General features: G+C 71.6%; 11 protein-coding genes. 6 read left to right on the forward strand and 5 right to left on the reverse strand.

Annotation, left to right across the window (positions count from 1 at the left end):
- The first annotated feature begins 74 nt into the window (after positions 1–74).
- Together GTY67_RS11590 and GTY67_RS11595 are read left to right on the forward strand one after the other, a co-directional pair.
- Positions 75–3,752 (forward strand): CDP-glycerol glycerophosphotransferase family protein, encoded by a 3,678-nt coding sequence (locus GTY67_RS11590; RefSeq protein WP_161278599.1) that lies wholly within the window; start codon positions 75–77, stop codon positions 3,750–3,752.
- 80 nt (positions 3,753–3,832) lie between these two features.
- Complete coding sequence (locus GTY67_RS11595) at positions 3,833–5,056, forward strand: hypothetical protein (RefSeq protein WP_161278600.1); 1,224 nt, start codon at positions 3,833–3,835, stop codon at positions 5,054–5,056.
- 14 nt (positions 5,057–5,070) lie between these two features.
- Here GTY67_RS11595 and GTY67_RS11600 read toward each other — a convergent pair whose 3' ends face one another.
- Positions 5,071–5,682 (reverse strand): TetR/AcrR family transcriptional regulator, encoded by a 612-nt coding sequence (locus GTY67_RS11600; protein ID WP_202418309.1) that lies wholly within the window; start codon positions 5,680–5,682, stop codon positions 5,071–5,073.
- Between the two features lie 198 nt (positions 5,683–5,880).
- Here GTY67_RS11600 and GTY67_RS11605 point away from each other — a divergent pair, with 198 nt between their 5' ends.
- Both GTY67_RS11605 and GTY67_RS11610 read left to right on the forward strand, forming a co-directional pair.
- The gene (locus GTY67_RS11605; RefSeq protein WP_343238746.1) at positions 5,881–6,816 is read left to right on the forward strand and encodes an ABC transporter permease; all 936 of its coding nucleotides are present in this window, start codon (positions 5,881–5,883) and stop codon (positions 6,814–6,816) included.
- A 76-nt stretch (positions 6,817–6,892) separates the two neighbouring features.
- Positions 6,893–7,636, forward strand: a complete 744-nt coding sequence (locus GTY67_RS11610; protein ID WP_161280043.1) for an ABC transporter ATP-binding protein — start codon at positions 6,893–6,895, stop codon at positions 7,634–7,636.
- A gap of 117 nt (positions 7,637–7,753) precedes the next feature.
- Here GTY67_RS11610 and GTY67_RS11615 read toward each other — a convergent pair whose 3' ends face one another.
- Positions 7,754–12,751, reverse strand: a complete 4,998-nt coding sequence (locus GTY67_RS11615; RefSeq protein WP_093688853.1) for an NAD-glutamate dehydrogenase — start codon at positions 12,749–12,751, stop codon at positions 7,754–7,756.
- A gap of 446 nt (positions 12,752–13,197) precedes the next feature.
- Here GTY67_RS11615 and GTY67_RS11620 point away from each other — a divergent pair, with 446 nt between their 5' ends.
- Positions 13,198–13,758, forward strand: coding sequence for a DJ-1/PfpI family protein (locus GTY67_RS11620; protein WP_093688855.1), 561 nt, complete (start codon positions 13,198–13,200; stop codon positions 13,756–13,758).
- Between the two features lie 293 nt (positions 13,759–14,051).
- Here the strand turns inward: GTY67_RS11620 and GTY67_RS11625 are convergent, their stop codons facing one another.
- Entirely contained in the window at positions 14,052–14,729 is a 678-nt protein-coding gene (locus tag GTY67_RS11625; protein ID WP_161278602.1) for an HAD family hydrolase, read from the reverse strand.
- A gap of 39 nt (positions 14,730–14,768) precedes the next feature.
- Positions 14,769–15,275, reverse strand: a complete 507-nt coding sequence (locus GTY67_RS11630; protein WP_161278603.1) for a hypothetical protein — start codon at positions 15,273–15,275, stop codon at positions 14,769–14,771.
- A gap of 276 nt (positions 15,276–15,551) precedes the next feature.
- Here GTY67_RS11630 and GTY67_RS11635 point away from each other — a divergent pair, with 276 nt between their 5' ends.
- Positions 15,552–15,989, forward strand: coding sequence for an Rv3235 family protein (locus GTY67_RS11635; protein ID WP_093688955.1), 438 nt, complete (start codon positions 15,552–15,554; stop codon positions 15,987–15,989).
- A gap of 68 nt (positions 15,990–16,057) precedes the next feature.
- Here GTY67_RS11635 and secA read toward each other — a convergent pair whose 3' ends face one another.
- Positions 16,058–18,874, reverse strand: coding sequence for a preprotein translocase subunit SecA (gene secA, locus GTY67_RS11640; RefSeq protein WP_093688861.1), 2,817 nt, complete (start codon positions 18,872–18,874; stop codon positions 16,058–16,060).
- Positions 18,875–18,973: the final 99 nt, after the last annotated feature.

The raw sequence follows: 18,973 nt of genomic DNA on the forward strand, positions 1-18,973 counted from the left end.
CCGCCGGGCCGCCCGCGTTCACCCGTTCGGGGCAGCGCCGGTGACCCCGGGACCCGCCCTCTGTTGACCAGGACATGAAGCCACCGCTCCTCAGCGTCGTCATCCCCGTCCACAACGTCGAGGACTACCTTGAGGACTGCCTGCGGTCGGTGGCGCAGCAGAGCCTCGACGCGATCGAGGTGGTGATGGTCGACGACGGTTCGACGGACGGCAGCCCGGCGATCGCGGAGGCGTTCGCCGCGCGGGACGGCCGCTTCCGGCTGGTGCGGCAGAAGAACGCCGGGCTGAGCGCGGCCCGCAACACCGGCGTCCGGCACACCACCCCGGCCGTCCCCTACCTGGCGTTCGCGGACAGCGACGACTTCGTCGTCCACGACGCGTACGAGCGGATGGTGGCCTCCCTGGAGTCGACCGGCTCCGATCTGGCGACCGGCAATGTGTGGCGGCTGACCGAACGGGGGCGGCAGCAGGCCTGGCAGTACCGCTGGCTGACCGCCACCCGCCCCCGCACCCACATCACCCGGGACCCGCGCCTGCTGGCCGACCGGGTGGCGTGGAACAAGGTGTTCCGGCGCTCCTTCTGGGACGGGCACGCCTTCGCCTTCCCCGAGGGGAGGCTGTACGAGGACACCCCGGTGATGATCCCCGCGCACTATCTGGCCGGGTCCGTGGACGTCCTGCACGAGCACGTCTACTACTGGCGGGTGCGGGAGGGTTCGATCACCCGGCGGCGTACGGATGTCACGGGTGTACGGGACCGGATCGCCGCGTGCGAGCAGGTCAGCGCGTTCCTGGGCGGGCGCGAGGACGGGGAGCAGCGGCGGGCGTACGACGCGTCCTGTCTGCGCGACGACTTCGGGTACTTCCTGGACGGGCTGCCGCTGGGCGGCGAGGCGTACCGGGCGGCGTTCCTGGAGGGCGCCGGGGCGTTCGTCGACCGGGCGGGGGACGGGGTGCTGGAGGGGCTGCCCGTGGAGCTGCGCATCAAGTGGCGGCTGGTGCGGGAGCGGCGGCTTGAGGAACTGCTGGCCGTCCTCGCCTTCGAACGGGTCAACGGGGTGGGGACGTTCGCGGTGGAGGGGCTGCCGGGGCGACGGCGTGCGGTGTACCCCGGCGTGCGCGGCGCGAGCGCCCGGCTCGCGCGCACCGACGTACCGGCGGTCGCACGGCTCGTGGAGGCGCGGTGGGAAGCGGACGGGAAGCTCCGGCTGCGCGGGTACGCGTATCTGCGCAACCTGCCCGCTTCCTCCGCCCGGCAGCAGCTCATGGTGGGGATGGTCCGGGCGGAGGGGGCCCGCCGGGTGCGGACGGTGCCGGTGCGGTCAGTGCCGGCTCCCGAGGCGACGGTGAACTCCGGGCAGGAGCTGCACGGTTACGACCACGCGGGCTTCGAGATGGTCCTCGACCCGGACCGGCTGCCCGCCACGGGGGACAGCGGCGGCTGGTTGGTCGGGCTGGTCGTCGCGGCGCGCGGGACGGTACGGCGGGTGGCGGTGCGCGCCCTGGACGCGGGGGCGGACCAGCCGCTGGTGCACGACCTGGGGGACGGGCGGCGGACGGTGCTGGACCACCTGGGCGGGCGGCTGCGGGTGCGGGTGGCGCCGCCGGGGGCGCTGGTGGAGGCGAGCGGCGGTACGGAGGGGGGCGGCGCGCTGGAGCTGTCGGGCCGGTGCTTCGGGGGCGCTGCGCCTGCGGCCCTTCTGCTGATGCGGGACGGGGAGGAGGAGCGTTCGTTCCCGGTGGAGTGCGGGGAGGGCGGGGCGGACGGGGGCCGTGGGTCGGCTTTCACCGTACGTGTCCCTCTCGACGGCCTCGCCGCCGTACCGCCCGCCCCGCACCGGGCCCCGCCCGAGGTCAGGGCGGAGGGCGGGGCGCGGTGGCGGACCCGGTTGCTGCTCGCCGACGGGACCCGCACCCCGCTGCCCGCCGCCCCGGACCTGCCGCCGCCCGCGTGCGCTGACGCGGCGGGGGAGCTGGTGGTGGACCTGGGCGGGCTGCCGGTGGCGGATGCGGTGGAGCGGCTGGAGGACGGGGCGCTGCGGGTCTCGGGGACGTACGGAGTGGCTTGCGCGGCTTCGGGGGCGTACGGAGCGGCCTCCACGGCTCCGGGGACGTACGGAGTGGCCCCTACGGCTCCGGGGACGTACGGAGTGGCCCCTACGGCTTCGGGGGCGTACGGGGTGGCTTCCGCCGCCTCGGGAACGTACGGAGTGGCCTCCACGGCTCCGGGGACGTACGCGCCGGCGCTTTCGGGGCCGGGCGCACCGGCCCCCACGGCAACGGCCTCCGGCCCCGCCCCCCGCCTCTTCCTCCGCCACGAGACCCTGCACGAGACGCTCCCCGTCACCGAGGTCACCGTCGAGACCCACCCCACCCCCCGCTTCTACGCGCGGATCGCCCCGCCCCTCCCCGAGGGCCGCTGGGGTCTCCACCTCGACGGTCGCCCCGTCCGCGTCCTCGCCTCGCTCGCCGCGCACCTCCCCTGCGGCGACTCCGCCCTCGCCCTGGAGCGGCGCAACGGCGACCGGCTGACCGTCCTGGCGGCTCCGGCGCTCCCGGTCGCCGAGCGGAGCGGGTACAACAGACGGCTTCTGCGCTCCGCGCACCACCGCGCCGGGCGCACCACCCTCCCGCTCCTGGACACCGTCCTCTACGCGGGCGGCGCGGGCGGTGACTCCCCGCGCGCCGTGCACGCCGAGCTCGTGCGCCGGGGTGCGGAGGCCGAGCACCTGTGGGTCACCGGGACCGCTCCCGGCCGTACGACCCCTGTACCGCCCGGGGCACGGGCCGTTCCCGTGCACAGCGCCGCCTGGTACGAGGCGCTGGCCCGCTCCCGGTGGATCGTCACGGACGACCACCTGCCCGCCTGGTTCGAGCGGCGTCCCGGGCAGACCGTCGTCCAGACCTGGCACGGCACTCCGCTCGGCCGCTTCGGCACCGGCCTGACGGAGACCCTCTACGCCGACCACCAGCATCTCGCCACCCTGGCCCACCGATCGGCCCAGTGGTCGGTACTGGTCTCCCCGAGCCGCTTCGCCACCCCGTTGCTGCGCAGGTCACTGGCGTACGAGGGTGATGTGCTGGAGGCCGGATCGCCCGCCAACGACGTGCTGTGCGCGCCCGACCGGGACAAGGCGGCCGAAGAGATCCGGCGCACGCTCGGCGTACCGGAGGACCACCGTGTCGTCCTGTACGCGCCGACCTACCGCGACCACCTGGCCCATCCCCCGTCCGCCGTCCCCCACTCCCCCGACCGCACGGCCCCCGGCCCGTACCGCTGGGATCCGGCGCTGGACCTGCCCGCCCTCGCCCGCTCGCTGGGCCCCGGCCATACGGTGCTGGTGCGGCGGCACCCCCGGGTCACGGGCAGCATCGCGGAAGGTCCCGGCGTCCTCGACGTCTCCCGCCACCCGGGGGCGGCCGAGCTGCTGCTGATCGCGGACGTGCTGGTCACCGACTACGCGGGGCTGATGTTCGACTTCGCGCTGACGGGCCGCCCGATGCTCTTCCACACGTACGACCTGGAGCACTACCGCGACACCGTGCGCGGCTTCTGCCTGGACTTCGAGACCCGGGCGCCCGGTCCGCTGCTGGTCACCACGGACGAGGTGGCGCAGGCGCTGCGCGGCCTCGGGGCGCTGGCCGCCCGGCACGCCGACGCGTACGAGAGCTTCCGCCGCGACCACTGCGACCTCGACGACGGCGGGGCGGCGGGGCGGGTGGCGGACCGGCTGCTGGCGGACCTCGGGTAGGGCTTGCACAGCGCTCCGCGTACGTCCCCCGGAAGAGTGGCGGGCGGGAGGGACGGCCCCGCGCACGGAACCCATGACGTGTGTCCCTCTCCTCTCCCACACCCGCCCCGTCCGACACCCCTACCTCTGCGCCTCCTCCCGCCCCGGCCGAGGACGACGCGCCCGTCGTGGCGCCCCGGTGGCTGCCCTCGCCGTACGTCCTGCTGGGCGGTCTGCTGTGGGCGGTCCTGTCGGCGGCGGCCTGGCAGGTGCCGATGTGCTGCGAGGCCGGGCTCAACGCGGCCGTCGTCGAACGGCTGCGGAGCAGTCTGCTGCACCCGGCGTTCCCGATGACGGACCTGCCCGCCGCTGCCAGCGCGCACTACTCCCCGTACGCGGTCGTGCAGGGCCTGACCGCCCGGGCGAGCGGGCTCTCCGGGCAGACCGTGCTCGCGCTGTCCGCCGCCGTGAACCTGGCGCTGCTGCTGACCGGGATCGGCCGGCTGGCCCGGCTGCTGACCCCGAACCGGTGGGTGCCGGTCCTCGCGCTGATCCCGCTGGCGCTGATCCACTGGGCGGACCCGGGGCGGTGGAGCGCGCCGGGCACGTTCGCCGTCGCGGTCACCCTGCACCTGTGGGCGTGGACCGGTCACGCGGTGACCCGGCTCCCCCGCGCCGGCTCCGGGCGGCCGCCGGGACGGGCGCCCCGGTGGGCGGAGGCGGTCGGGATCGGCGTCCTGCTCGGGCTCGTCCTGCTGGTCCACCCGCCGACGGCGCTGGGTGCGGCGCTGGGCGTGGTCGCGCTGGTGGCGGTGAAGCAGCGGACCCGGATCAGGCCGACCATGCGCAGGTGGGCGGTGGCCGGGCTGTGCACGGCGGCCGTGGCGGCGGTGTGGCCGTACTACAACGGGCTCACCGTCGAGAAGGCCCCGACGCCCGCCGGGGCCTCGGCCCGCCCGGAGAACGGCGGGGCGCCGGTGACCGGGGAGCCCTACACCTGGGCGACCGCGCACGTCCCGCCCGGTGAGGTGGTGCTGACGGACAGCGTCCCGGCGATGTACGCCCTGGCCGGGCACGGGGTGTTCGTGCTCGCCGACGGGGTGCCGGACGCGGGGCTTCCGGCGGCCGAGCGGCGGGCGCGGAGCCGGGCGGTGGCCACGTACCTGGACGCGGCCACGGCGCAGGAGGAACGGGACCGGATCACCGGGCGGTACGGGGTGCGGTGGGTGCTGCTGACCCGGTTCCAGAAGCTGCCGGGGGACGCGTCGGTGCTGGCGTACAGCCCGCGTACGGGCGAGGTGCTGGCGCGCGTACCGGAGCGGTGATCCCTCGGGCCGCTTCAGGCGCCGTTGCGCAGCGCGGCGACCGCTGAGGCGGCCAGGTCGTCGAGGTAGCCCTTGGGCAGCTCGCCACGGACCACGACGAGCCGCCAGTACAGCGGCCCCACGATCAGGTCGAGGGCCCGGTCCGGATCGCTCCCCTCCGGCAGCTCCCCCCGGGCCACCGCCTCCCGCACCACCACGGCGGCGACGCCCTGCTGCTGGTCGAGGAGGGCGGCCTTGATCGCCTCGGAGATCTCCGGGTTGCGGGCCGCCTCCACCAGCAGGTCCGGGATGACCTGCGAGGCGACCGGGTGGCGCAGGGCGTAGGCGGCGAGTTCGAGGACGGCGCGCACATCCCCGTAGAGCGAACCGGTGGCCGGTGCGGGCATGCCCTGCGCGGCGACGGCCGCGACCAGGTCGAGGACGAGGGCGAGCTTGGACTTCCAGCGGCGGTAGACGGCGGTCTTGCCGACCCCGGCGCGCCGCGCGATGCCCTCGATGGACATCCGGGCGAACCCCACCGCGGCCAGCTCCTCGAAGACGGCCGCGCGGATGGCGTCGGTGACGTCCTCGCGCAGGACGGCGGCGCCTGCGGGGGCGCGGCGGCGGGTTCCCCGTTCGGTGGTCATGGCCCGAATGATAGTCGGCGACGACGGAACGGTTGCGTTGCGACGTACAACCGTCCTACTCTCGGCGTTACGACGATACGGTCCCGTCCCTACGAGGGCGTCCCCACGGGACCGTACCGTTCTGCTCCACTTCCCCCCTCCCGCTTCCGTCGAAAGCGATCGTTCGTGGTGAGCCAGACAGCAGCCCCGCCGACCCCGGTGACCTCTCCCACCAAGGACACCAAGGACACCCCGGCCACCCAGCCCACCGCGCCGGTCTACGCGCCCGGTGAGCTGGCCGCCCTGGCCGCCCGGCACGGGCTGACGGTCAGCGGTGCCCGGCCGACGCTGCCCGCGTACGTCCGGCAGCTCTGGGGGCGGCGGCACTTCATCGCCGCGTTCGCGACGGCCAAGCTGACGGCCCAGTACAGCCAGGCGAAGCTCGGCCAGATCTGGCAGATCATGACGCCGCTGCTCAACGCGACGGTCTACTACTTCATCTTCGGCGTCCTGATGGACACCAAGCGCGGGGTGGAGGACTTCGTTCCGTTCCTGGTCACCGGGGTCTTCATCTGGACCTTCACCAGCAGCTCCATCACCGCGGGCACCCGGGCGATCAGCGGCAACATCGGCCTGGTGCGGGCCCTGCACTTCCCGCGCGCCTCGCTGCCGGTGGCACTGGCACTCCAGCAGCTCCAGCAACTGCTGTTCTCGCTGGGGGCGCTGACCCTGATCCTGCTGGCGTTCGGCCAGTACCCGCGCCCGTCCTGGCTGCTGGCGATCCCGGCGCTGGCCCTCCAGGCGGTGTTCAACACGGGCGTGTCGATGGCCGTGGCCCGGCTGACGGCGAAGACCCCGGACATCGCGCAGCTGACGCCGTTCGTGCTGCGGACCTGGATGTACTCCTCCGGCGTGATGTGGAGCCTGGACCACCTGCTGGCGGGCGACCGGGTGCCGCACGCGGTGATGGTGGTGCTGGAGTACAACCCGGCGGCGCTCTTCATCAACCTCATGCGGTTCGCGCTCATCGACAGTTACGGCGCGGCGCAGTTGCCGGCGCACGTGTGGGCTGCGGCGGCCGGGTGGGCGCTGCTGTGCGGGGTGGCGGGATTCGTGTACTTCTGGAAGGCGGAGGAGACGTACGGCCGTGGCTGACCTCAAGGACACCCCCAAGGACACCTCCAAGGACACCTCCAAGGACGCCTCTGCGGACGACCGCGTCCCGACCGTCGTGGTGGACGACGTCCACATCACGTACACCGTCAACGGCGCCCGTACGGGCAAGGGCAGCGCGACCTCCGCGCTCAGCCGCCTCACCTCGCGCCGCCGCACCCCCGGCGCACGCCAGGTGCACGCCGTCAAGGGGGTCAGCTTCGCCGCGTACAAGGGCGAGGCGATCGGCCTGATCGGCTCCAACGGCTCCGGCAAGTCGACCCTGCTCAAGGCCATCGCGGGCCTGCTCCCGCCGTCCAGCGGCAAGGTCCACACCCAGGGCCAGCCCTCCCTGCTCGGGGTGAACGCGGCCCTGATGGGCGACCTGACCGGCGAGCGCAACGTGGTGCTGGGCGGACTGGCGATGGGCATGACGCGCGACCAGATCCGCGAACGCTACGACGACATCGTCGAGTTCTCCGGCATCAACGAGAAGGGCGACTTCATCACGCTGCCGATGCGCACGTACTCCTCCGGCATGGGCGCCCGGCTCCGCTTCTCCATCGCGGCCGCCAAGAGCCACGATGTCCTCCTGATCGACGAGGCGCTCTCCACGGGCGACGCGAAGTTCCGCCGCCGCAGCACGGACCGCATCCAGGAACTCCGCGCCGAGGCGGGCACGGTCTTCCTGGTCAGCCACAGCAACAAGTCCATCACCGAGACCTGCGACCGCGCGCTGTGGCTGGAGGCGGGCACGCTGAGGATGGACGGCCCGGCGAAGGAAGTGGTGGCGGAGTACGAGAAGTTCACCAACCGCAAGTAGCGAATGCAGCCCGTCCGGCGCTTGAGGACATCTTTCAGCCCGTCCGGCGTTTGAGGACGGACCCGCACGCCGAGGGGGCCGGCGCCACAACGGCACCGGCCCCCACAGACGTACCCCCTACGCGTGCGTACGCAACAACGTCCGCATGGTCCGCATCGCCACCGACAGATTCGCCAGATCGAACGCGTCCGACCCCTGGATCTCCTCCAGCGTCGACCGCGACCGGGCCAGGATCGCCGCGTTCTTCTCCTCCCACGCCCGGAACCGCTCCTCCGGCGTGGCCGTGTCCTCGCCCACGCTCAGCACGTCCGACGTGAGCGCCGCATGCGCCGCGTACAGGTCCTCGCGGATGGAGGCGCGGGCCATGGACTGCCAGCGGTCGGCCCGCGGCAGGTCGATGATCCGGTCCATCAGCTGGGTGATCCGCAGCCGGTCCGCGAGGTCGTAGTACACCTCGGCGACCTCCAGCGGGTCCTTGCCCGTCCGGTCCGCGATCGCGACGATGTCCAGCGCCGGGAAGGCGGAGGAGAATCCCGCGACCCGGACCGCCAGCTCGCTGGGGACACCCACCGAGGTCAGCTCGTCCAGGATCGAGTGGTACCAGTCGAGGTCGGCACCCCGGAGCAGCTTGGGCAGCTCGTTCCAGACCCGCTCCACCCCGTCCCGGAACCCCTCGATGGTCTCCGCGATGGCGACGGGCTGCGGCCGGTTGCCCAGCAGCCAGCGCGAACCGCGCTCCACCAGGCGGCGCGAGTGCAGCCGGATCCGGGTCTGGACATCGGCGGCGACCTTGTTGTCGAGGGCCTCCACCGCGTCCCACACCGCCGACAGCCCGAAGATCTCGCGGGCCGTGAACTGGGCCCGCACGATCTCCTCGATCGACGCCCCGGTCTCCTCCCGCAGCCGGTGCAGGAAGGTCGAACCGGCGGTGTTCACCGTGTCGTTGACCAGCACCGTCGTGATGATCTCGCGGCGCAGCGCGTGCCCGTCGACCGCCTCGGGGAACCGCTCGCGCAGCTGGCTCGGGAAGTAGGCGTGCACCAGCTTCTGGAGGTGCGGGTCGTCCGGCAGGACGGTGGCGATCAGCTCGTCCGCCGTCGTGATCTTGGTGTAGGCGATCAGCACGGCCAGCTCGGGCTGGCTGAGCCCCGTCTCGTTGCTGAGCAGCTCGCGGATCTGCCGGTCGGCGGGCAGGAACTCCAGCGCCCGGTCCAGCGCCCCGTCCTTCTCCAGCCGCCGCATGAAGCGCTGCTGGGCGTGGAGCAGGGAGGGCGCCTGGGCGGAGGCGTTGGAGAGGGCGACGTTCTGCGCGTAGTTGTTACGGAGGACGAGCGCGCCGACCTCGTCGGTCATGTCGGCGAGCAGCTTGTTGCGCTGCTTGACGGTCATGTCGCCGTCCCGGACGAGACCGTTGAGCAGGATCTTGATGTTCACCTCGTGGTCGGAGGTGTCCACCCCGGCGCTGTTGTCGATCGCGTCGGTGTTGATCCGGCCGCCGTTGCGGGCGAACTCGATGCGGCCGAGCTGGGTGGCGCCGAGGTTGCCGCCCTCGCCGACGACCTTGGCCCGCAGGTCCTCGCCGTTGACGCGGATGGCGTCGTTGGCCTTGTCGCCGACATCGGCGTTCGACTCGGAGACGGCCTTGATGTACGTGCCGATGCCGCCGTTCCACAGCAGGTCGACGGGGGCCTTGAGGATGGTCTGCATCAGGTCGGCGGGCGTCATCTTGCTCACCGACGCGTCGATGCCGAGCGCCTCGCGGATGTGGTTGTTCAGCGGGATCGACTTGGCGCTGCGCGGGTGGATGCCGCCGCCCGCCGAGAGCAGCTCGGTGTTGTAGTCGGCCCAGGAGCTGCGGGGCAGCTCGAAGAGGCGGCGGCGCTCGGCGTACGAGGTCGCCGCGTCCGGGGTCGGGTCGATGAAGATGTGCCGGTGGTCGAAGGCGGCGACCAGGCGGATGTGCTCGGAGAGCAGCATCCCGTTGCCGAACACGTCACCGGACATGTCCCCGACGCCGACGACGGTGAAGTCCTCGGTCTGGGTGTCGTGGCCCAGCTCCCGGAAGTGCCGCTTGACGGACTCCCAGGCGCCGCGCGCGGTGATGCCCATGCCCTTGTGGTCGTAGCCGGCCGAGCCGCCGGAGGCGAAGGCGTCGCCGAGCCAGAAGCCGTACGCGACGGCGACCTCGTTGGCGATGTCGGAGAAGCTGGCGGTGCCCTTGTCGGCGGCGACGACGAGGTAGGTGTCGTCCTCGTCGTGGCGGACGACGTCGGCGGGCGGCACGACCTCGCCGGCCACCATGTTGTCGGTGATGTCCAGCAGCGCCGAGATGAAGGTCCGGTAGGCGGCGATGCCCTCGGCGAACCAGGCGTCCCGGTCCACGGACGGGTCCGGGAGCTGCTTGGCGACGAAGCCGCCCTTGGCGCCGACCGGCACGATGACGGTGTTCTTCACCATCTGCGCCTTGACCAGGCCGAGCACCTCCGTACGGAAGTCCTCCCGCCGGTCCGACCAGCGCAGACCGCCTCGGGCGACCTTGCCGAAGCGCAGGTGGACGCCTTCGACGCGCGGCGAGTAGACCCAGATCTCGAACGCCGGGCGGGGCGCGGGCAGGTCCGGGATGGCCTGCGGGTCGAACTTCATCGAGACGTAGCTGTGCGGGGTGCCGTCGTCCGCGTTCTGGAAGAAGTTGGTGCGCAGGGTCGCCTTGATGACGGTGAGGAAGGACCGCAGGATCCGGTCCTCGTCCAGGGACGCCACCTGGTCCAGGGCCCCGTCCAGCTCCTCCAGGAGACCGTCGGTGAGCTCCGTGCCCGCACGCTGGCGCTCGGGCGACATCCGGGCCTCGAAGAGCGAGACGAGCAGCCGGGTGGTGTGGACGTTGTTGCGGAGCGTGGACTCCATGTAGTCCTGGCTGAAGGTGGAACCGGCCTGCCGCAGGTACTTCGCGTAGGCGCGCAGCACCACGGCCTGGCGCCAGTTCAGCCCGGCGCCCAGCACCAGCGCGTTGAAGCCGTCGTTCTCCGCCTCGCCCTTCCAGACGGCGGCGAACGCCTCCTGGAAGCGGGCGCGGGCGTCGTCGGCGAGGTGGCCGGTGTGGCCGTTGGTCTGCGGCATCCGCAGCCCGAAGTCGTAGATCCAGGCGTGCGTACGGTCGGCGCAGCGCAGCTCGTACGGACGCTCGTCGACGACCTCGACACCGAGCTGCTGGAGCGCCGGGAGGACGGCGGAGAGGGAGACCTGCTCGCCGGTCCGGTAGATCTTGAAGCGGCGCTCGCCGGGGCCCGCGCCGACCGGCTCGTACAGGCTGAGGGCGAAGTCCTTCTCGCCCTCCCTGAGGGTTTCGAGGTGGACCAGGTCGGCCACGGCGGCGCGCGGCGAGTGGTCGGCCTTGTACCCCTCGGGGAAGGAGTGGCCGTACAGGCGCTGGAGTTCGGCGGCGCGCTCCTCGCCCAGCTCGGCGTTGAGGGCCTCGCCGAAGCCGTCGGCCCAGGAGCGGGCGGCCGCGACGAGACGGGCCTCGATGCGGTCGGCGTCGGCGTCGGTGAGGTGCGCCAGCTCGGTGCCCGGCGGGACCCGGATGACGAAGTGCAGCCGGGAGAGGATCGACTCGGTGTTCCAGGCGGTGAAGTCGACGCTGGTGCCGCCCAGCTCCTCCTTGAGGATGTCGATCAGCCGCAGGCGTACGCCGGTGGTGTACCGGTCGCGCGGGAGGTAGACGATCGCCGAGTAGTAGCGCCCGTACTCGTCCTGGCGCAGGTAGAGCCGCAGCCTGCGGCGCTCCTGGAGGTAGAGGACGGAGGTGACGATGGAGCGGAGCTGGTCGACGGGGGTCTGGAACAGCTCGTCGCGCGGGTAGGTCTCCAGGATCTGGAGCAGGTCGCGGCCGTCGTGGCTGTTGTACGAGAACCCGGCGCCCTCCACCACTTCGGCGACCTTGCGGCGGATGACGGGCACCCGGCGCACGGACTCGGTGTAGGCGGCGGAGGAGAAGAGCCCGAGGAAGCGGCGCTCGCCGACGACGTTGCCCTTGGCGTCGAACTTCTTCACGCCGACGTAGTCGAGGTAGCTGGGGCGGTGCACGGTGGCCCGGCTGTTGGCCTTGGTCAGGACGAGGAGCTTGTGCTCACGGGCCTTGGCGCGGGCGTCGGCGGGCAGCCGGTCGAAGGACGGGCTGACCGGGTGGTCCTCGTCCACGCTGTGCTGCGGGTCGGAGCGCAGGATGCCGAGCCCGGTGCCGGGTACGGCGGCGAGCGCGTCGCTGTCCTTGAGCTCGTACTCGCGGTAGCCGAGGAAGGTGAAGTGGTCGGCGGCCAGCCAGCGCAGCAGCTCGCGGGCCTCCTCGACCTCCTCGTCGGCCAGGTCGTCCAGCGGCTCGCCGGGCAGGTCGTCGGCGATCCGGAGGGCGGCGTCGCGCATCTTCCCCCAGTCCTCGACGGTCTCCCGTACGTCGGACAGGACGCGTCGCAGGTCCGTGGTGATCTGCTGGAGGTCGGCGCGGTCGGTCTCGCGGTCGATCTCGACGTGGATCCAGGACTCGACGAGCGCGTCGTGCGGCAGCTCGGTCCCGGCGTCCTTGCGGCCCTTGGAGGTCTTCGGGATGCCGGGGCCGCCGGAGAGGACCTCGATGAGCTTGCCGGTGAGATCGCGGCGGACGGTGACCTGCGGGTGGATCACGACATGGATGCCGCGGCCCTGCCGGGACAGCTCGTTGGTGACGGAGTCCACCAGGAACGGCATGTCGTCGGTGACGACCTCGACCACGGAGTGGCTGCACGTCCAGCCGTTCTCCTCGACGGTCGGGGTGTGCACGCGGACGTTGGCGGTGCCCTGCGGACGGTTCTCGGCCAGCCGGTAGTGCGAGGCGGCGGCGCCGTAGACGTCGACCGGGTCCCGGCCGCTGAGGTCCTCGGGAGCCGTATGCAGGTAGTAGCGCTGAAGGTAGGCGAGCGCCGCGTCCTGCCCCGGACGGGCGTCCTCGTCGGCCCCGGCGGCGGCGACCCGCACCCGGGGGGTACCGCCCGGGCCACCCACACCACCGCCCGGGCTGTTGTCAGCTACCTGGGCAGCCCGTGCGAGCAGCTCGGCCTTGGCTTCGTCCAGCTTGGTCTGCATGTCCTCTGGCTCCTGTCGCGCGCCGTTGCGTGACGTAGGTGAGAAAAACGACGTACCGCCACGACACGGGGTTTCCGGTCTGGATCGACGCTATGCCGCTTCGAGAGTTGCCCGGGACCACATGGGCCGTTTTTGACGGCCGGTCCGGGGTCGGAAGATCGCGGATCGCCCGGGTGCGGTGGCACTCCGGGCGGCGGCCGGGGGCTTCGCTGCCCCCGAGGCGTATCGCGCTGATCACGGCACCAGGCTATCGCCCCCGCACCCCACCCCGTCATGAGCCGCATGTGTACAAAAGAAGACATCGAACTTTGACACTTCGGACAGTGCGGTGCCTCCCCCGGACGAACCGGCGTTCCGCCTTGGCGAACGTACGGGAACGGGGGGAACCTGTCCTTAGAGCACAGGAATCGGCCCCCGGCCCCCGCCCGAGCCCCGAGGAGCGCGCCATGCCCGAGCCCGAGAAGATCCTCATCGTCACCGGCGACGCCGCCGAGTCCCTCGAAGTGCTCTACCCCTACCAGCGGCTGCTGGAGGAGGGGTACGAGGTCCACATCGCGGCCCCCGAACGCAAGACGCTGCGCTTCGTGGTCCATGACTTCGAGCCCGGCTACGACACGTACACGGAGAAGCCCGGCTACACCTTCCCCGCCGACCTGGCCTTCTCCGAGGTGGACCCCGGGGACTACATCGCCCTGGTGATCCCGGGCGGCCGCGCCCCCGAGTACCTCCGCAACAACGCCGAACTGCGCAAGATCATCGGCGCTTTCTTCTCCGCCGACCGCCCGGTCGCCCAGATCTGCCATGGTCCCCTGATCACCGCCGCCACCGGCAGCCTGACCGGCCGCCGCGTCACCGCGTACCCCGCCCTGGAGCCGGACATGCAGAGCGCGGGCGCCACGTTCCAGGACACGGAGGCGGTGGTGGACGGCACCTTGATCTCGTCGAGGGCGTGGCCGGACCACCCGGCGTGGATGAGGGAGTTCCTGAAGGTGCTGCGCAGCGAATAAAGCCCATCGGACTGATCCGGCCTGCCAAAATCCAGCCCGTCCGGCACGTCCAGCCCGTCCAGCCCGTCCAGCCACATCCAGCCTGCTCAACCACATTTGGCCCGTCCGGCAGACCCAGCCCGTCCGGCCAAATCCAGCCCGTCCGGCGCTTGAGGACATCTTTCAGCCCGTCACCAAGCCTGAACCTGCGCATAGGCTCCGGGACGACCATTCCCAGCCCGTCCGGCGTTTGAGGACCGGGGTCCGGGGCGGAGCCCCGAATCCCGCGGCACAGGCCCCCGCCCCCACCCGCGTCAGGCGGAGAACGTCTCCGCCAGAGCCACCGCCTCCCCCAGGCTGTCCACCACCGGCACCCCCGCCGCCAGCAGACTGCTCCGGCTGTGCGACCCCCCGGTGTACAGCACCGCCCGCGCCCCCACATGCGCCGCCGCCACCGCGTCGTCCACCGCGTCCCCGATGACCACCGAGTTCTCCGGGGATATCCCGCCCGCCCCGGCCAGCGCCTCGAAGTGCCGCTCCATGTGGAGCGCCTTGCTCCCGCCCGAAGGCCCCGTCCGCCCGTCCACGCGGACGAAGTGGGACTCGATCCCGTACCCGCGCACGACCGGCACCAGGTGCTCGTGCCCGTACATGCTCAGCAGCGACTGGCTGTGCCCGGCCCGCCGCCACTGCGCCAGCAGGTCCTCCGCCCCGGCGGTGAGCCCGCAGGCGACCCGGCGCTCCGCGTAGTACCGGTGGAAGATGTCGTCCATCCGCTCCCACTCGGCCTCCGTGGGCAGCCGGCCCAGGAGCCGCTCGTAGAAGCGGGGTATGGGCACGCAGTACATCTCCCGGTACTGCTCCAGCGTCAGCGGCGCCAGCTCCACCTCGGCGAACGCGGCGTTCGTCGCGTGGATGACGGCGTGGATGTCGTCGAGCAGCGTGCCGTTCCAGTCCCAGACCAGATGGGTGCGTGTCTTCCCGGGTGTCATACAGAAAAAGTACCCGCCGGGTCCGACAACGCCGAGGCGTCAGCCGATGAGCTGCGGAATCTCCTGGACGCCGAACCAGAGCAGCTCGTGATCCTCCGCCCCGTCCACCGTGAACTGCGCGTCGCCGTCGCCGAGGTCCGCCGCCCCCAGGGCCGCCGCGGCCGCGGCCACGTCCTTCTCGGCCTCGTCGGCGTCCACGTGCACCGCCGCCGCCTTGGCCAGCGGCAGCGCGGCGGCCAGGCGCACCTCGCCGAGCGAGGCCGCGCTCAGCCCGTGGTCGGGGTCGGCGGTGGCTGCCCCGTCGGGGACGTCCACGGCGACGACGATCCGGCGCCGGGCCTCGTCCGGGTCCCCGGCGATCAGGCGGAGCGAGGCGGCGGCCGCCCGGTTGAGCGCCGCGTACTCCAGCTCCTCGATGTCGTCGGAGACGTACCACTCGCGCAGCCCGGGGGTGACCGCGTAGGCCGTCAGCGGCCCCGGGCCGACCTCGCCGGCCGCGTGTGCCGCTGCGAGACCGGAGAGGGTCAGGGGGACGTACACGCGCATGGCAGGCCGCTTTCGTAGTCGGAGACGCCTTCAGGATACGTGGGGACCGTCCCCTTTCGGGTTTCGGCAACCGGGGGCCCACGTCCACCCGCGACGCTCCGTCACCCCCGCGATGGCCCTTGTGCCCCATGGCCCGCGCCCCGGATAGGTGAATCGTCCCGAGCCCCTGACCGGGCGCGGGAGCCCCTTGCGGTGTTGTCGGCCGTCCCCGTAGAAGATCCCCAGCACAAGTTACCGCCCGGTATTTCCCGGGCCCGGTTCACGGGGGCGATGAACATGAGCATGAACAGCACCAGGCCCACCGGCCGCCGCGACCAGCGCCGGCCCCAGGCCGTACCTCCGCAGCGGGCCCGGCGCCTCCAGCCGCACCGCCCGCCGCGGCCCCACCAGTGGTTCGCCGAACGGCTGCTCGCGGTCCTCAGCGGTCAGCGCCCGGTGCACTGGATGCTCGGCCACACCATCGGCGACGCCTACGACCAGCTCGCCGAACTGGCCCCCAGCACCCCGCTCGGGGCCACCCGGGGCAGCCGCCCCGTCCTGCGCCACTGCCACGGCGCCCAGCCCGCCACCGGAGTGGTGGAGGCGTTCGCCAGCATCACGGCGGGCGACCGGGTACAGGCCATGGCCTTCCGCCTGGAGCAGGGCCCCGACCAGCGCTGGCGCTGCGCGGCCGTGGAGCTGGGCGGCGAACGCCTCGTCCCCGCCGGCCGGTGACCCTCACGACGCGGCCGGGGCCGGACACCCTGCGGTGTCCGGCCCCGGCCCCTGCGGCACTGCTGGTGCTACTTCTTACGACGGCGACCGCCGCCGCCACCGCTCTTCTGCGCCTTGCGGCGCTCGGCACGCGTCATGCCGTCCGAGGAACCGGACTGCGCACCGTCGGTGGCGAAGTCGCCCTCGACGACACCGCCCTCGCCGTCCACCGTGGGAGCGGAGAAGTGCAGCCGGTCCGGACGCTGCGGAGCCTCCAGGCCCTTGGCCCGGATCTCCGGACGGGCGGCGGGAGCGCCCTCCTTGGCGAGCGAGGTGCGCTCGGCCGCGTCCTGCACCGGAACCTCCTCGACCTGCTGCTCCACCTGGACCTCCAGGTTGAACAGGTAGCCGACGGACTCCTCCTTGATGCCCTCCATCATGGCGTTGAACATGTCGAAGCCCTCGCGCTGGTACTCGACCAGCGGGTCCTTCTGGGCCATGGCCCGCAGGCCGATGCCCTCCTGGAGATAGTCCATCTCGTAGAGGTGCTCGCGCCACTTGCGGTCCAGCACGGAGAGGACCACGCGCCGCTCCAGCTCACGCATGATCTCCGAGCCGAGGGTCTTCTCGCGCTCCTCGTACTGCTCGTGGATGTCGTTCTTGACCGACTCGGCGATGAACTCGGCGGTGACGCCCGCCAGGTCCCCGGCCGCCTCCTCAAGCTCCTCGACGGTGACCTTCACCGGGTAGAGCTGCTTGAAGGCGCCCCACAGCCGGTCCAGGTCCCACTCCTCGGCGAAGCCCTCGGAGGTCTCCTGCGCGATGTAGTCGTCGATCGTGTCGTCCATGAAGTGCCGGATCTGGTCCTGGAGGTCCTCGCCCTCCAGGACGCGGCGGCGCTCGCCGTAGATGACCTCGCGCTGCCGGTTGAGCACCTCGTCGTACTTCAGGACGTTCTTACGCGTCTCGAAGTTCTGCTGCTCCACCTGCGACTGGGCGGAGGCGATGGCGCGGGTGACCATCTTGTTCTCGATCGGCACGTCGTCGGGGACGTTGGCCATCGACATGACGCGCTCGACCATCTGGGCCTTGAACAGGCGCATCAGGTCGTCGCCCAGCGACAGGTAGAAGCGGGACTCGCCCGGGTCGCCCTGACGGCCGGAACGACCGCGCAGCTGGTTGTCGATACGGCGCGACTCGTGCCGCTCCGTGCCGAGCACGTAGAGCCCGCCGAGCTCCTTGACCTCTTCGAACTCCGCCTTCACGGCCAGCTCGGCCGCCTCCAGCGCGGCGGGCAGCGCGGCCGCCCACTCCTCGACGTTCTCCACCGGGTCGAGGCCGCGCTGGCGCAGCTCCGCCTCGGCGAGGTCGTCCGGGTTGCCGCCGAGCTTGATGTCGGTGCCTCGGCCGGCCATGTTCGTGGCGACCGTGACCGCGCCCTTGCGGCCGGCCTGGGCGACGATCGTCGCCTCCCGGTCGTGCTGCTTGGCGTTGAGGACCTCGTGCTGGACACCGCGCTTGGAGAGCTGCTGCGAGAGGTACTCGGACTTCTCGACCGAGGTGGTGCCGACCAGGATCGGCTGGCCCTTCTCGTGCTTCTCGGCGATGTCGTCGACGACCGCGGCGAACTTGGCGACCTCGGTGCGGTAGATCAGGTCCGACTGGTCGGCCCGGACCATCGGCCGGTTCGTCGGGATCGGCACGACGCCCAGCTTGTAGATCTGCTGGAACTCGGCGGCCTCGGTCATCGCCGTACCGGTCATGCCGGAGAGCTTGTCGTAGAGGCGGAAGAAGTTCTGGAGGGTGATCGTGGCGAGGGTCTGGTTCTCGTCCTTGATGTCCACCCCTTCCTTCGCCTCGATCGCCTGGTGCATGCCCTCGTTGTAGCGGCGGCCGGCGAGGATACGGCCGGTGTGCTCGTCGACGATCATGACTTCGCCGTCGATGACGACGTAGTCCTTGTCCTTCTTGAACAGTTCCTTCGCCTTGATGGCGTTGTTCAGATAGCCGACGAGCGGGGTGTTGACCGACTCGTAGAGGTTGTCGATGCCGAGCCAGTCCTCGACCTTGGCGACACCGGACTCGTGGATGGCCACGGTCCGCTTCTTCTCGTCGACCTCGTAGTCGCCGGTCTCCTCGATGCCCTTGAGCTGGTTGCCCGCCTCACCCTTGGTGAGACGCGTGACCAGCTTGGCGAAGTCGCCGTACCACTTGGTGGCCTGGTCGGCCGGGCCGGAGATGATCAGCGGCGTACGGGCCTCGTCGACCAGGATCGAGTCGACCTCGTCGACCACGGCGAAGTTGTGGCCGCGCTGGACGAGCTCGTCCTTGGACCACGCCATGTTGTCGCGGAGGTAGTCGAAACCGAACTCGTTGTTCGTGCCGTACGTGATGTCGCAGGCGTACTGCTCGCGGCGCTGCGCCGGGGTCATGTTGGAGACGATGCAGCCGACGGTCAGGCCCAGGAACTTGTGGACGCGGCCCGTCAGCTCGGAGTCACGCTCGGCGAGGTAGTCGTTGACCGTGATCAGGTGCACGCCCTTGCCGGAGAGGGCGTTGAGATACGAGGGCAGGGTGCCGACGAGGGTCTTGCCCTCACCGGTCTTCATCTCGGCCACATAGCCGAGGTGCAGGGCGGCTCCGCCCATCATCTGCACGTCGTAGTGGCGCTGTCCGAGGACGCGCTTCGCGGCCTCACGGACCGTGGCGAACGCTTCGGGAAGCAGGTCGTCCAGGCTCTCGCCGTCCGCGTACCGTTCCTTGTACTCGTCGGTGAGCGCCCGCAGCTCGGCGTCGGAGAGGTTGACGAAGTCCTCTTCGATGGAGCTGACCTGGTCCGCGATGCGGTGCAGTTTGCGCAGGATCTTGCCTTCGCCTGCACGCATGAGCTTGTTGAAGACGGACACTGAGGCTGGTCTCCTTGCCGGTCGGGCCTGGCACTGGTCGTGTGATGGACTCTGGCGCGGGCACGGCAGGTGGGCCCCACCGCAACGGCCATCGTAAGC

Origin of the sequence: Streptomyces sp. SID8374, from assembly GCF_009865135.1 — a bacterium.
GTDB lineage: Bacteria > Actinomycetota > Actinomycetes > Streptomycetales > Streptomycetaceae > Streptomyces.

Bases quoted from the DNA above. Each gene is read 5' to 3' on its own strand.
- GTY67_RS11590 (WP_161278599.1), top strand. From the start codon at position 75: ATGAAGCCACCGCTCCTCAGCGTCGTCATCCCCGTCCACAACGTCGAG.
- GTY67_RS11600 (WP_202418309.1), bottom strand. From the start codon at position 5,682: ATGACCACCGAACGGGGAACCCGCCGCCGCGCCCCCGCAGGCGCCGCC.
- GTY67_RS11615 (WP_093688853.1), bottom strand. From the start codon at position 12,751: ATGCAGACCAAGCTGGACGAAGCCAAGGCCGAGCTGCTCGCACGGGCT.
- GTY67_RS11620 (WP_093688855.1), top strand. From the start codon at position 13,198: ATGCCCGAGCCCGAGAAGATCCTCATCGTCACCGGCGACGCCGCCGAG.
- GTY67_RS11625 (WP_161278602.1), bottom strand. From the start codon at position 14,729: ATGACACCCGGGAAGACACGCACCCATCTGGTCTGGGACTGGAACGGC.
- GTY67_RS11630 (WP_161278603.1), bottom strand. From the start codon at position 15,275: ATGCGCGTGTACGTCCCCCTGACCCTCTCCGGTCTCGCAGCGGCACAC.
- GTY67_RS11635 (WP_093688955.1), top strand. From the start codon at position 15,552: ATGAGCATGAACAGCACCAGGCCCACCGGCCGCCGCGACCAGCGCCGG.